Annotated in this window: 13 protein-coding genes; 4 read left to right on the top strand and 9 right to left on the bottom strand. The window is 39.7% G+C overall.

The genetic code is table 11. The features are described 5' to 3' along the window. The 3 genes from ACEXOE_RS18420 (at position 1) to ACEXOE_RS18410 (ending at position 3,357) form a co-directional block, all read left to right on the top strand. On the top strand, positions 1–753 hold the full coding sequence (locus ACEXOE_RS18420) for a hypothetical protein (protein WP_394750319.1): 753 nt from the start codon (positions 1–3) through the stop codon (positions 751–753). A gap of 86 nt (positions 754–839) precedes the next feature. Continuing rightward, on the top strand, positions 840–2,105 hold the full coding sequence (locus ACEXOE_RS18415) for a POTRA domain-containing protein (protein ID WP_394750318.1): 1,266 nt from the start codon (positions 840–842) through the stop codon (positions 2,103–2,105). Between the two features lie 163 nt (positions 2,106–2,268). After that, positions 2,269–3,357, top strand: coding sequence for an N-acetylmuramoyl-L-alanine amidase family protein (locus ACEXOE_RS18410; protein WP_394750317.1), 1,089 nt, complete (start codon positions 2,269–2,271; stop codon positions 3,355–3,357). Between the two features lie 12 nt (positions 3,358–3,369). Here the strand turns inward: ACEXOE_RS18410 and ACEXOE_RS18405 are convergent, their stop codons facing one another. From ACEXOE_RS18405 to ACEXOE_RS18375, 7 genes are all read right to left on the bottom strand, one after another. Further along, positions 3,370–4,239: an NAD(P)-dependent oxidoreductase gene (locus tag ACEXOE_RS18405; protein ID WP_394750316.1), complete on the bottom strand. Its 870-nt coding sequence runs from the start codon at positions 4,237–4,239 to the stop codon at positions 3,370–3,372. A 76-nt stretch (positions 4,240–4,315) separates the two neighbouring features. Continuing rightward, positions 4,316–5,188, bottom strand: a complete 873-nt coding sequence (locus ACEXOE_RS18400) for a helix-turn-helix transcriptional regulator (protein WP_394750315.1) — start codon at positions 5,186–5,188, stop codon at positions 4,316–4,318. Between the two features lie 91 nt (positions 5,189–5,279). Beyond that, positions 5,280–5,987 (bottom strand): TIGR04283 family arsenosugar biosynthesis glycosyltransferase, encoded by a 708-nt coding sequence (locus tag ACEXOE_RS18395; RefSeq protein ID WP_394750314.1) that lies wholly within the window; start codon positions 5,985–5,987, stop codon positions 5,280–5,282. Then, complete coding sequence (locus ACEXOE_RS18390) at positions 5,974–7,041, bottom strand: DUF547 domain-containing protein (protein WP_394750313.1); 1,068 nt, start codon at positions 7,039–7,041, stop codon at positions 5,974–5,976. Before ACEXOE_RS18390 ends, ACEXOE_RS18395 begins: the two co-directional genes overlap by 14 nt. A 179-nt stretch (positions 7,042–7,220) precedes the next feature. Continuing rightward, complete coding sequence (gene arsM / locus ACEXOE_RS18385; RefSeq protein ID WP_394750312.1) at positions 7,221–8,186, bottom strand: arsenosugar biosynthesis arsenite methyltransferase ArsM; 966 nt, start codon at positions 8,184–8,186, stop codon at positions 7,221–7,223. Positions 8,187–8,315: 129 nt separating this feature from the next. Next, on the bottom strand, positions 8,316–9,131 hold the full coding sequence (locus ACEXOE_RS18380; RefSeq protein WP_394750311.1) for a purine-nucleoside phosphorylase: 816 nt from the start codon (positions 9,129–9,131) through the stop codon (positions 8,316–8,318). Then, the gene (locus tag ACEXOE_RS18375; RefSeq protein ID WP_394750310.1) at positions 9,121–9,750 is read right to left on the bottom strand and encodes a TIGR04282 family arsenosugar biosynthesis glycosyltransferase; all 630 of its coding nucleotides are present in this window, start codon (positions 9,748–9,750) and stop codon (positions 9,121–9,123) included. Before ACEXOE_RS18375 ends, ACEXOE_RS18380 begins: the two co-directional genes overlap by 11 nt. Positions 9,751–10,154: 404 nt before the next feature. Between ACEXOE_RS18375 and ACEXOE_RS18370 the strand changes: the two genes are divergently transcribed. Continuing rightward, the gene (locus ACEXOE_RS18370; protein ID WP_394750309.1) at positions 10,155–10,997 is read left to right on the top strand and encodes a helix-turn-helix domain-containing protein; all 843 of its coding nucleotides are present in this window, start codon (positions 10,155–10,157) and stop codon (positions 10,995–10,997) included. Between the two features lie 68 nt (positions 10,998–11,065). On the opposite strand, the gene ACEXOE_RS18365 is transcribed toward ACEXOE_RS18370, so the two are convergent. Beyond that, complete coding sequence (locus ACEXOE_RS18365; RefSeq protein WP_394750308.1) at positions 11,066–12,391, bottom strand: ADP-ribosylglycohydrolase family protein; 1,326 nt, start codon at positions 12,389–12,391, stop codon at positions 11,066–11,068. After that, complete coding sequence (locus tag ACEXOE_RS18360; protein ID WP_394750307.1) at positions 12,388–13,359, bottom strand: phosphotransferase; 972 nt, start codon at positions 13,357–13,359, stop codon at positions 12,388–12,390. Before ACEXOE_RS18360 ends, ACEXOE_RS18365 begins: the two co-directional genes overlap by 4 nt. Between the last annotated feature and the right edge of the window lies 1 nt (position 13,360).

Genomic DNA, 13,360 nt, shown 5'->3' with positions numbered 1-13,360 from the left:
TTGAAGTATTCTGTCTATTTGTGCTTATTTGTATTCTTTTCGTGTTCAACGAATGGAACCGATGATACTGGTGTAAATACACAAAATGGTACTTCCACTACCTTAGCGGCCATGGTAGATGCCCGAGAGGTCGTTGTAGATAATGTGATTGCCTGTGCTGGAAGCAATGAGGACCCTTCCTTGGTAAGCATTTATCTGTATCCGCGGGAAGGCGTGACCAACATTCGATATTTTGAGACCAGCACGGCAGATCAAGACAAAAACGATTATCAAAATTATACCGAAATGGAAGGCGTTTTGCTTGATGTTTTCAATGGCTATCTATTGCGATACGAAGTAGCCTTGCCTCAAGAAAAATGGATTATCGTGTCTTTTGAAGAAGAAGGGAAGATTCACCTTTCCAATCCCATTCGACTCAAACATCGCACGAAGCCTACAGAGTATCTTCCAGAAAATGTATCGGTGGATATCTCTAATCCCTTAATGCCCACTTTTGTTTGGACAGATGGTGTTTTTGATGATTCAAAAATTTATTTTCATGTAGTTTCCGATACCGAAGAGAATTTGCTGTCCGGAACCTATACCTTTGAGCGGAGGTTCCAATTTTATAATCTCGATAATGTAGTATTGAATATTACAGAAGAAACACCCCCTGAATTGGTATTGGAAGATTCGTATAATTTTACACTATTGGCCGTAAGTGAGGATAATTGGGTGAATTTGTTCGCAGAAGTTAACTTTGACCTTCAATAATAGCCTTTTAGGGCTTAATTTAATACTATATTTACGGCTTTATACGTCATATACGCTATCTTTAGCGAAAAATTGCGCGAACTCTCATGACTAGAGTAATCTTCTTGATTTTTTCATTGTTATTTTTCTTTGGGGGTACCTATGCCCAAGAAGGAAGAATATCCGATGTTAAAATTCAAGGCGTAAAAAGAACCAAACCTTCCTTTGTGAAAAAGTTGGTGAAGGTGAAAGCAGGAAGTGTCCTGGATTCTGTAGCCTTGGAGGAAGATGTAGCTAGGTTGTTGCGATTGCCTTCCGTAGCCCATGCCTATTTTCAGGTATTTCCAGCAGATAATAACCAATACAATGTATTCTATAATATTGAGGAAAATTTTACGCTAATTCCCTTTGCCAGTGTGTATAGCTCTACCAACGATGAGTTTGCTTTTAGGGTAGGGTTGCAAGAATTTAATTTTCTGGGTAGAAATATCACCTTGGGTGGTTTTTATCAGTACGATGTATTCAATTCCTATGGAGCGGGAATACGGGCGCCCTATCTGTTTGGAAAGAAATGGGGAATAGAACTAAATTATCAAAACCTGACGACCCAAGAACCTGTTTTCTTTGATAATGGCACGGCAGATTATAGATACAATAATACTTCCTTTGAAGTCTTGGCATTGCATGAATTCAATGTTCGGAATAAAATTAGTTTTGGCGGAAGTTTTTTTACGGAAGACTATTCGTATTTATTCGGAATAACAAGCCCCGAAGTGCCCCTAGCTCTTGTTGTGGACAAGTATCTCTACAAAGTGCTGTACCATTATGACAATATTAAATACTTCTATCAGTACCTGTCGGGTTTTAAAAGCGACTTAAATTTTCAGTATGTTCAGAGTACCGATGAGCGTTTGCCAGAGTTTGCCATCGGATTCAATGATTTTGCCTACTACCTTAGGGTAGGAGAGAAAGGAAATTGGGCCAGTCGTCTACGACTAGGTATTTCCAGCAATATCGATAGCCCCTTTGCTCCCTTTGCGGTAGATAATAACCTAAATATTCGAGGGGTGGGAAATACTATTGATCGTGGAACAGCCGCTATTGTCTTAAATACCGAATACAGACACACTTTGGTCGATAAAGATTGGTTTGTTCTACAGAGTAATGTTTTTATCGATGGGGGATCCTGGCGGAATCCTGGGGGAGACTTTAGCGACTTTGGCGATAATCAAAACCTGAGGATCTATCCTGGAGTGGGATTGCGCTTTATTCATAAACGTATCTTCAACGCTATTTTTAGGATAGACTATGGGTATGGTATTACCAGGGACTCGGAGCGAGGAGTTGTTTTTGGTATTGGACAATATTTTTAAGAATGTCTGTTTTGTTTCCAAGCGTTAGGCTAAAGACTTCATTTTGAGGGTAGAAAAAGTGTCGATTTTTCTATTTTATTTGAAAAATAATTAATTTTATGAGGCTTGAATAAAATTTAGGCACCCTTTTTGGAGTTTACTATATAGAGGCATTTATGAAAGTATGAAAAAAGTATTCCCAAACCCTAGATATCAAAAAGTAATGACCCTGCTGTTTCTCAGTGTGGTATTTTCTTCTTTTTCCCAAGATTCCCTTCGTACGGCGATTGCGGAACAAGGGGATGGCATCTATTCTATCTTAAGAAAGCAAGGAATAGATCCTACCAAATTTTACAAGGATTTTATACAATTGAACAAAGCTTGGATCAAAGATAGCACCACCTTAGTGGTTGGACGTTCTTACAAGATACCCAGAGGGGTTTTGGATAGCGTTTCTGTAGCTACGGCAAAGATTTCCGATGCCACGATAACTACCGATTCCCCCAAAAAAATCGTAAAGGGAAATGCGCCGACCGTGAAAACTTCGGTTCATCCAATTTTTGGCGATGCCTATGAAAAAGTTTCAGAAAAGAGTGAGCGTTTGGAAGGTGCGGTGTACTATCTTATCTCAGGACATGGGGGACCAGATCCCGGTGCCGTAGAAAAATATAAGGGAAAAACTATTGCTGAAGATGAGTATGCTTATGATATCACCCTGCGTTTAGCTAGGGAATTATTGTCCCACGGAGCCAAGGTTTATATTATCATTACGGATTCCAATGATGGTATACGCGATAAACGCATTTTGGAAATTGATCGTGATGAACGAGCCTATCCCTCGGAGAAGATTCCACTCAATCACACCAAACGATTGAAACAACGTGTTGTAGCGGTGAACAAACTGTTTCGGAAAAATATTGGAAAATACCAACGCCTTATTGTTACCCATATCGATAGTAGGAGCAAAGGACAAAATATTGATGTGTTCTTTTATCATCACGAGAAGAGTAAAAATGGAAAGCGTTTGGCAGAAAGCATTCATACTACCTTTCAAAAGAAGTACAAGAAGTATCAACCCAACAGGAAGTACTCCGGCACTTTTTCGGATCGCAGTTCACTCTATCTCGTAAAAAATACACTACCTGCCATGGTCTATATTGAAATTGGGAATATTAAAAACCCAAAAGACCAGCGCCGAATATTAGATCCAGATAATAGACAGGCACTGGCCAAATGGATTTCGGAAGGGGTATTAACAGATTTTGAGAAGTAGGAATCGTATCATTTATTTTTTAGATTTTAAAAAAGCATAAATCCCAGAGAAGTCCGTTTCTATATACCCCTGTTGCATGGCTAAGGCATAGAGTTCTTTGGTGTTGTTTAAAGAAGGGGTTGCAATGCCTTTTTCATAAGCTGTTGTTGCTGCAAGATGCAGATCTTTGTGCATCCATTGTAACGGGAAATTGGCCTCTAAATCATTAGCTTCCATTTTTGACCGCACCAATTGGAGAAATGGAGCCACCACAGGTGTCTTTAGTAAAACATCGAACAAAACGTTTTCTGCAATGCCCATTCCCTGGCCCAGTACCATGGCCTCACTAAAAGCCATCATAGATTGGGCAAGAAGACTATTGATCAGCATTTTCATATTAGACCCTTGGCCAATAGCTCCTAAGTATACCGTTTTTTGCCCCATAAGGTCCAAAAGGGGGTGTATATGATCAAGATCTTCTTTGGCAGCTCCAACCAGGAACAATAGTTCCCCTTTTTCCGCAGGAGCTTTTGTTCCTGCTACTGGCGCATCCATGTAACGAATACCTTTTTCTGCAGCTATACGTCCCATCTCTTCTGCAAAAGAAGGGTTTACTGTACTACAATTGATCCAAAGCCCCCCTTTTTTCATCGCAGTTAAAAAGCCATTTTTTCCCAAAGCCAGCTGACGCACTACTTCGGGCGTGGAAAGCATAGTGATGATGAGGTCACTTTCCAAGGCCACTGCTTTTGGGGTTTTAGCCCATAAAGCACCTTGTTCCAATAAGGATGTAGCCTTGTCCTTTGTTCTGTTATGTACAATGAGCTTATGCCCCCCTTTTTGAAGATTGGAAGCCATGCGTACACCCATGATTCCCATCCCGATAAAACCAATATTTTTCATGTTTCTTATTTTATGCAAAAATGAAAATTAAGACAAAAGAGAAATATACTAGAATGTCAAGAATAGTCTTTTTCGGTCAAAAAGATTGAATTTCCATCTTTTTCCGATGATCCATAAGGTATTTTTTGGGGGAAGTGCCAAATTTTTTGCGAAAGGCTTTAATGAAATGGGAGGTGCTTTCATATCCAACGGCAAAAGCAATCGTTCCAATGGATTCATTCTTTGTTTTGAGGAGTGTTGCAGCCATATTCAATCGTTTTTCAATAAGCCATTTTTTGGGAGGCATATGAAATTTGGATTTAAAGTCGCGACGGAAAGTACTGATGCTACGGCCTGTTAAGTAGGCGTAATCTTCAATATCCAAAGGCTTATGGAAGTAATCGGACATAAAACGTATGATGTCGATACGTGTTCTTTGTTTTAAAGTCTGAAGCTTACTAAGAAAAGCGCTTCCCTGAGGAGAAATAGCGATCAAATGAAGGAATTCCAGCAATTTGGTATGCGTAAATTGATGGTTTTCTGCATTCCGGTATAGTTTTAAGAGACTTTCTACATATAATCGTAAGGGAACGGCATAGGGTATTTTGAGGAGGGATGAATTCGTATCGGGAATGCGTTGCTCAAAATTCTTCAAAAAACCATCGATTAAATCGGCATCAAAAAAGAAAACCAAGGCTTGAAAAGGTTTCTTTTCCGGAATGATGTCGGTGACCATATACATTCCTTTGGGCAAAAATACCAGCTCATTCTTTTTTATCGTTGTGTGATGGATATCGTGTTCTATGAGCAAGGAACCTTCAAGAATCAAAGTTATAGCATGGGAAGATAGGTAACGCTCGTTATTGAGGTCGACGCTAAACGTTTCTTTATACAGAATGCAAGAACTGCCATCAACCAGTAGTTTTTCAATATTGGGATGTTGGTAAAAGGCATAGGGTACCACTTTCATAGAATTAAGGTAACAATTTTAACTGAAATAAACAGAAAATAAGCCCAAATACGGAAAGTAAGTGGCCTTTTAGTCCAAGTCAATCCCTAAATTAGGAAATAACATGTCTTTTATAGTAGTCATAAAGCGAATCTGGACCTGCGCCCAATATTTTTTTGACATGGATTACCGAAAAATGATATTGTAATCGGAATCTACCATTCTCTTTATACTTCCTGGAAGAAGTCACTACATATTGTGGGAGGACTTTAAACTTGGCTACTTTATAGATGCGGCCTATGAATTCCCCATCCTCATAAATGATATAATCTTCATTAAAACCCTTATTTTCTTTAAATAAGGCTTTGGTAATAAATAAGGATTGGTCTCCACCACGGCACATTTTGTGATTCACACGCGTCCACCAGGCCATGAATTTTAAAAACCGACTTTGGCTATCGAATTTCATGCGAAAACAACCTACTGTGGCTCCTTCTTCAACAGCCTTTAAGATGCGACTACAAAACTTGTAGGGAGGTAGTGTATCTACGTGCAAAAAATACAGAATGTCGCCCGTGGCATAGTTTGCTCCAATATTCATTTGTTTTGCCCTGCCTTTAGGAGCTGGGATAACAGTAGCACCCAAATTTTCCGATATAGCAACCGTATCATCCGTACTGCCGCCATCAATGACTAAAATCTCCCGAATATTGGTAGGTTCGCTATTTTCTCTAATATGGCGTATTACCGAACCAATATGATGCTCTTCATTCAGTACGGGAATAATAATGCTGATGGTTTTGGGACTACTTTGCTTCATTCAAGCTCCAATCATATTTTAAGTAAGATACCTTGGCCTTAGGCGAAATCGTGGTTTTTGCGTATTTGTTGATATAATCTTTCAACGAAGTTCCCTTTTCCGTGAAATCTTTTTTATACCATTTAAAAATCTCGGAAAGTTGCGCTTTATCCGCAGTGATTATATTTCTAGTGGTGTCATTTACGAAGTCTATCGAAGCTGCTTCCAATTGCTGTTCCATTTGAGCAGCTGTAAAAGCTTTGTTGACCAATTTTGGACAAGAGAATGAAGCGCAGTTGATAGCAAAATGAATCCGAGGTTCGTTCATTTTTCGCAAAATTTTATGTTCTATATCTCCCAAAGAAACTTTTTCGTTGCCAATAGGAACAATTTTTTTGCCCCAAGGGCTTTTAATGCGCTTAATGCTTGTAGTAGGATAATTATCAATAATCAACTTTACCGTAGCGGCATTATATAGATTGATATAGTAAGCTAATTTTTCATTTTTAGGAGCACTTTCCTCAGGAACATTTTGGGCTAAGGTGGTCAAATAGGCGTTTAAGGCATCGGCATCCTGGGCAAAACCTTTATAGTCTACATTACCTTGATCATTCACGTATTTTTTCAACAAACTGTTCCACGGACCGTGATCTATAGCTTTTATTTCTTTGGGACTTTCAGTGGCCTGCACTTCTTTGGTTTCAATAATTACCTCTTCCACGGCTTCTTTTTCCTTCTCTAGTTCTTGCACTTCTTCTTCTACAGTTTCGGCAATTGGTTCTATAGTTGCTTCCATTGCAATTTCTTTACGATCATCTTCAAGAACTACATTCTTTTCCTCTTTTTTAGAAGTTTTGAGTTCCTTTTGAACAGCATTCTCCGTACTAAGGGCAATTTCTTGGGCAGGAGCAGTAATTTCTTCAGGGGTTGCCACAATTTGGGAGTCTTGCGCTCCTTCCGTGCTAGTTACTGCAACAGGGGTGTTTTCGGTGACCGTAGAGGTTTGTTTGGCAGCCTTGTTATTGCCACAAGAAAAGAATAGGGCCACTGCAACGGGTAACATAAGTACGTTCATAATTCTTTGTTTTGAAAAAATCATAGATAAATCAATCACTTCTTCTATTTTGACGTGTTAATTGCAATTTTCTTACGGAAATTCGATGAAGTGTTTACAAACCCATCTAAAATAAAATTTGGGAACCTCTCCTAATGGAAAAATCCCCAAATTTAAATGCACAAAATAGGCAATAGTATTTAGCAACAGCCACCGCCGTTATAATGCCAGGTACTCTCGCTAATATGTATTTGATCGTTTGCCTTGGCCAAAGCATCTGCAGTCTTATCACAAACTGCCAAAGGCTGATTCTGCATTAGAACATGTCCGTTATTATCATCAAAATATTCTTCATCCCCGTAATAAATCGCGGTTTTCCCGGTAAATACACAAGGGCCATCTTCCGGCATGGGATCCTTGATTGCAGCTACTTCAATAGACTCTATATAAATCAGTTCATCTGTTGGATAGTGATTGGGAGAAAGTACTCTGTACGATTTTCTGGCCCTGATTTCGATAGTCCCGAAACCTGCATCGGTCAATGCCTTTACATAGTCTTTTATCGGAATACTGCCACTAAGACAAAGTGCACGTAACCTATCATCATTTCTAAGGGCATCGTTCATGGGTTGTTCACAAGTGGGGTCGCTCATGACCAGGCGCCCGTGAGGTTTTAATACACGATACATCTCGTCCATAGCTTTCTTTAAATCTTCCGCTTTGAAGATGTTGAAAAGGCAATTTTGAGCTGCTATATCCATGCTATTATCTGCAATGGGAAGATTTAAGGCATCTCCTTTTACCAAATTTACATACTCACTTTTGAACCAGTCATTTTCAAGCTCGGCAATTTTAAAATTTTCTCGGGAAGCCTGTAACATTTCATCCACAACATCCACTCCGGTGACACCGCCTTTTTGACGTGAAAAATAAGAGAACTGAAGTAATTCCATTCCCCCTCCTACACCAACGTATAATACCTTGGGGTCATTGACCAAATCCTGTGCGGAAACCGTGCTTCCACAACCGTAATTCATTTCCTGCATAATTTTAGGGATAGATAATCCCGGAAACTGCCAAATAGGGTTGGTTGTACAACAAAGGCCAACATCGGGGGTTAGGGCTGCATCTTTGTACAAATCGTTAGTTGCTTCTAAATAACTCATATTTTTTCTTTAGTTATATTCTCAATTCATTTGCTGTCACTTCTAATTCCAGACGAATTTCAATACTATTGGATGGACAGCCAGATCCAATAATCAAGGTTCGTTCTTTTCAAGAAAGCTGAAAAGAAGTTACAGTTCTTTCAACAATTCTTTAAAGAGTTTTATCATCTTCGGTTCCGTGCTACCGGCTATCGCTATAATTTCTGCAATATCCACGGGTTTAAGGTTGTCCGGGTCGCATTCATCTGTTAAGACAGATACGGCTACTATAGGTAGTCGTAAATGATTGGCAACTATTACTTCCGGAACAGTACTCATTCCAACGGCATCAGCTCCCATGGTTCTTAACATGCGGTATTCTGCCCTGGTTTCCAATTGTGGACCCACTACGGAAGCGTATACTCCTGTTTGGAGAGAAATCCCTTCCCTTTGGGCAATGGCCGTAATTTTGGCCCGCATTTCACTATCATAAGGATTGCTCATATCTACAAAACGATCTCCAAAATCGGCAACATTCTTAAATGCCAAAGGAGATCCTCCCTGTAAATTAATATGGTCCTCGATCAACATCATATCACCTTTGGTATACTCCAAGTTGATTGCTCCTGCAGCATTGGATATGAAGAGTTTTTTAATGCCCAATTGATGCATTACACGAATGGGGTAGGTAACATCTAGAAGATCATAGCCTTCATAAAGATGAAAACGCCCTTGCATGACCACTACTTTTTTGCCTTCAATAGTACCATAGATCAATTTTCCAGTGTGAAATTCCACGGTCGCCAATGGAAAAAAGGGAATATTGTTATAGTGGGCCGCTATTGGGTTTTCTATCTCATCGGCCAATTGCCCCAAGCCAGTGCCCAGGACTATTCCTATTTCTGGAGCATCGAACCCTTTACTTTTTAAATAGGCCGTGGATTCTTCCAGCTGTTTATGCGTCATGCTTTACGGTTTTAAGAAAAGGTTGGAATGCTTCAATATGAGCAATATCCTGATAGGTGTCTACATCATTCTTGGGCTCCAATACCTTTGTATTTTTGTTTGCTAAAGTATTATAAGTATCCTGAAATACGGTTTCTGTACCCCATTCCTTGTTTTTAAAGAGCTCCGGAGTATAGGTTGTACATCCTAAAAGATAATAGCCTCCATCTTCTGCCGGACCAATGACATAGTCATGATCGTTCAATTGATCAAAGGCATCCGCAATATCAGCTTCCGTTAAATCGTACATATCACTGCCGATCACTACTATTTTTTCAAAATGATCTTGAAATCCAGCTTTGAACGCATTATCCATGCGTTCTCCCAAATCTGCTCCTAGCTGTAATTTTTTGTCATAAAATGTATTATCCCAAATATCATCTTCCCAAATGGATTCTGAATAAAACACTTGCTTGGAGGCTTTGAGGTTTTTGGTAATCTTCTTGGTGTGTTCCAGCAAAAAGACATAAATGTCCAAAGCAATTTCATTGCCCGTTACAGCGGCCAATCTGGTTTTGCACTTCCCCAATTCAGGGTTTCGTGTAAATATGAGCAGTAAATTTTGTTTTTTTTCTTTCAAGAATTTATGGTTTACATCATGTAAGTTGTCCTTTATTGGTCAACTTTTTTTTACATTACTTACGTCAAACCAGAATCAAGAGTTATTCCTCCGCTACGATAAAGATTCTTTGTTTTTTGCTCGTAACCATGACGGACAAAGATACGCTTTTGCGTTAAAAAGAAAGAAGGGCCCATAAAATTATAACAGAGTTTTAGGGATAAACTTCGGTTGGAAAGAGCCGGTCAATATGTTGTTAAGGGATAAAACATAATTACGAATTGTGGATTACAAATTCTTGCGAATTCAAGGAAATTTAGGGTTAAACGGAAGTGACGGGTGAATGGCGGGCGAAATACGGCCTTAAAAATTGGGAGGATAGCCCCTGAATCGTAGTATTGTAGTATCCATTAAAAAATAGAATCATGAAGCAACCGGAATTGGGCCAAAAGATTTTGGCATTGAGACAACAAAAGGGACTTACCCAAGAGGAATTGGTGGCCCAATGCAATATTAGTGTTAGGACCATTCAACGTATAGAGGCTGGAGAAGTCATTCCTCGAAGCTATACGGTAAAATCTATTTTGAATGCTTTGGATTATGATATAGGGCAATTGCAATTTGAAGAATCCCGAGTCAGTCAAGAATTTAAAAAATTATTCCTGTTCACTATAGATGATGATAAGGAAGCAGGTTTTCTCATAAGACAATTAAATATTGCCTGGATATGTGGATTAATCTATTTTCTGCTGGGCTTTCTTGAAACAGGATTGTATTTGTCGCGATTTTTTGAAGGGGAGTTGATTCTGGGCAAAGTGGGATATATTAGCATAGAACTGATTACATTAGGGACTTTTATTCTCTTTATGAGAGGGTTCATTTTGACTGGAAAAATTGTAAAAAATTACTTTTTGAAGATTGCTGCCTTCATTACAATTTTTGTGAGTGGCTTATTTTATGTCTATGATATTCTTTCCCTTTTTATTGACGAGTTTAGCGTAGATTTTATTTTGGGGGCTTCATCCATCGCTTTTGGAATGATCTCTATCTTCTTTGGGATAGCACTTTTTCGTCTCCAACCTATTATTGGTTCGTTGGCAGCGGTTGCAGCAGTTTTTGAACTTATTGCTTCCTTCTTTTTTCTAACCGTAATTCTTAGTTGGATAGGTTTAATATTTTTACTGCCTGCAGTCTTATTGGAAGTAATACTGCTCTATAAGATGATGGAAATGTTGAGCGCCAAACAAACTGAAATACAAATGCAATAAAAAATCAAATAACGAGTAGTCCAAACCCAAATGCCTTTGACAACATGCCAAAGGTATTTTGGTTGTTTTTACTCTTCCGTGATCGCATCCGTCATTTCTTTGGCTAAAGCTTCCAGGTCAATTCCCAATACCTCCTTATTTACAAGAAGAACTTCTTGTTTTAAGGTGGTGGGAAGTTTGGAATATCCATCTTTCGCGCCTAGAATCATACCGGCTACGGCAGCTACGGTATCATTATCTCTTCCGTAGTTGACAATGAACTGCATGGTCTTTTTAAAATCCCCTTCGCCAAATACTAAGGCCGAATATAAAATTTCCCAGATTTCCCCGGCATGAAAAGCAATGGCTTTTTGGTTTTTTTCCAATACACGATAAACAAATTCCTGCTGTACCCACTGCAAAGAGGTGCCTTGGTATCCTTTAGGTATTTTGGGAGGAATACTGTCCAACAGATAATCGGCATCAATAATAGCGGAAGGATCGTTCACCAGTAAAGAATCATTGATGTTAATTTCTTTAGAGGCAATAACCGTTTTTTGGGCAGCATCGGCAATGGAGTAGGAAAGTCTTGAAATTAACCTGCTGTCCTGATATCCTTTGGGGTCTACAAAAATTGCCGCTTGAAGAATGGTATCCATATCTTTTGTTTTCAATGCCGTATTGCACATGGCAGCAACAATTCCCGAAATATCCCGAGCATAGCCCAAGTCAAAAAGAGTATGTTCATAGGCAATATTGTAGGCCCTTTCAGGGTCAGACGCCCATAGACCGAACATAGGGGTATAGAGCATGCCGGCACAAGACATTTCTCCTCCGTAAAATCTATTTTGCGCCTCTTGATAGGCTTTGGGGCCTTTTTGATAGGCAAGGGCAACCCTGACCCATTCTTTGATCCAATCCACTTTTTTAAGTTGTTGGTCCAGCATATCGGGATTGGAAAGGGCATCATCATCCGCCAATTGTGGAAGTAAGGATTGATAATAGTCCACAATAAAATCCGCAAAATGTTTCGCATTCAAATCGTTTTTATGCTGTACTACATATTTCGTAGCTAGGTATTTCCAACGGGTATCGTCTGTAGTGGCGCCTGCCACCAAATTATGCCCCCAGGGCCCTTCGGGAGAACGCTCGCGTATGGTAGGGGTTAAGCCTAGTATGTAGCCATATTGTTTTTGGATATCGTAACGATTCCACATTTCAGTAGATGCCCCCATGGCATCGCCAATGGCAGAGCCTACCAAAGCTCCCAATACTTTATCATAATATGTGGCCTTGTCCAATTTCAGTGGTGTAGCGGCATAGCTGCTTTTTTGAGGGGTGGGAATTGTTGGGGACGACGCATCGCGACAAGAAAATAGAAGGAAGAAAAGAAGGGGTAGAATACGATATTTCATGACAGAATCATTTTATGCGCCATCTGTAAAAGGATTGTTTTTTCAGAAATGCTGCGTTCCAAGGGCAATTGCGCTAGACCAATTAATCGGCGCATCATTTCAATCCCCGCCATTTGTCGGACCAATTTAGAATCAACACTAAGGGGATATTGATTTTCTATCAGGTTCAGGATGCGATCTTCCCCAGTGGTCAATATCAGATGCCCGGCCAATACGCCTAGATCAAATTCGGCAAAACCAACAAAACTGAACTCGGGATCAATTACGAAAATATGATCGTTCGCGCTCATCCAACTTCCTGGATAATAATCCCCGTGCAATAATACATTTCCTTTGGATAAGTAATGTTCCCCAATTGCGGCGATCTGCGCCTTGAGTTGATGATCTTGTTTATACTTCATGGACAACTCCTGAAGACCGTTTTGAATGGCATCCAGATCAAATCCATTATCCTCTTGAAAAGGCAAAACAAAAATGTGTTGATGGTTTAGCTTGCGCAAAATTATATTTTCCGGGAAATCCTGGGGGGCACTGGCCGTATGCACCAAGTGAATGATGCGAATCAATTGCGCTTGTTGTTGTTCCGAAACGCTTCTTTGTTGATACACTAGGGTCATGTCTTCACATTTCCCTAAATCCTGCAATTGCAACAGATAGTTTTGAGCGTCGTAATGAAGGACCGAGGGAGTATGGGGGCGCATAGCTTCACTGTCAATGGTTTTATAAAACAATTGTTCTACGTGAATGCGATCTAAAGGGGCTTCTATATCCTGATATTTTTGCACATAGGGTCTGGACTGTTTTAAGATAAAGGAACGCTGATCTGTAATGATCCGCAATACCACATTCATATTGCCCTCCCCCGCTATGGCCACCTGCTGTATGATCTCTTTGGGATGCAACCAGTTTTTGGAATGTAAATAGGCCTGGAGTTCTTTAGGGGCTATATGGGCGTCAATACTAGTCAAA

Source organism: Spongiimicrobium salis, from assembly GCF_043678055.1.
Lineage (GTDB): Bacteria > Bacteroidota > Bacteroidia > Flavobacteriales > Flavobacteriaceae > Spongiimicrobium > Spongiimicrobium salis.
The sequence above is the reverse complement of the archived record's forward strand: the minus strand, read 5'-3'. Positions and strand labels throughout refer to the sequence as shown.

Coding starts and splice junctions, on each gene's coding strand:
- ACEXOE_RS18370 (WP_394750309.1), top strand. CDS start 10,155: ATGAAGCAACCGGAATTGGGCCAAAAGATTTTGGCATTGAGACAACAA.
- arsM (WP_394750312.1), bottom strand. CDS start 8,186: ATGAGTTATTTAGAAGCAACTAACGATTTGTACAAAGATGCAGCCCTA.
- ACEXOE_RS18365 (WP_394750308.1), bottom strand. CDS start 12,391: ATGAAATATCGTATTCTACCCCTTCTTTTCTTCCTTCTATTTTCTTGT.
- ACEXOE_RS18400 (WP_394750315.1), bottom strand. CDS start 5,188: ATGAAAGTGGTACCCTATGCCTTTTACCAACATCCCAATATTGAAAAA.
- ACEXOE_RS18390 (WP_394750313.1), bottom strand. CDS start 7,041: ATGAACGTACTTATGTTACCCGTTGCAGTGGCCCTATTCTTTTCTTGT.
- ACEXOE_RS18405 (WP_394750316.1), bottom strand. CDS start 4,239: ATGAAAAATATTGGTTTTATCGGGATGGGAATCATGGGTGTACGCATG.
- ACEXOE_RS18380 (WP_394750311.1), bottom strand. CDS start 9,131: ATGACGCATAAACAGCTGGAAGAATCCACGGCCTATTTAAAAAGTAAA.
- ACEXOE_RS18410 (WP_394750317.1), top strand. CDS start 2,269: ATGAAAAAAGTATTCCCAAACCCTAGATATCAAAAAGTAATGACCCTG.
- ACEXOE_RS18415 (WP_394750318.1), top strand. CDS start 840: ATGACTAGAGTAATCTTCTTGATTTTTTCATTGTTATTTTTCTTTGGG.
- ACEXOE_RS18395 (WP_394750314.1), bottom strand. CDS start 5,987: ATGAAGCAAAGTAGTCCCAAAACCATCAGCATTATTATTCCCGTACTG.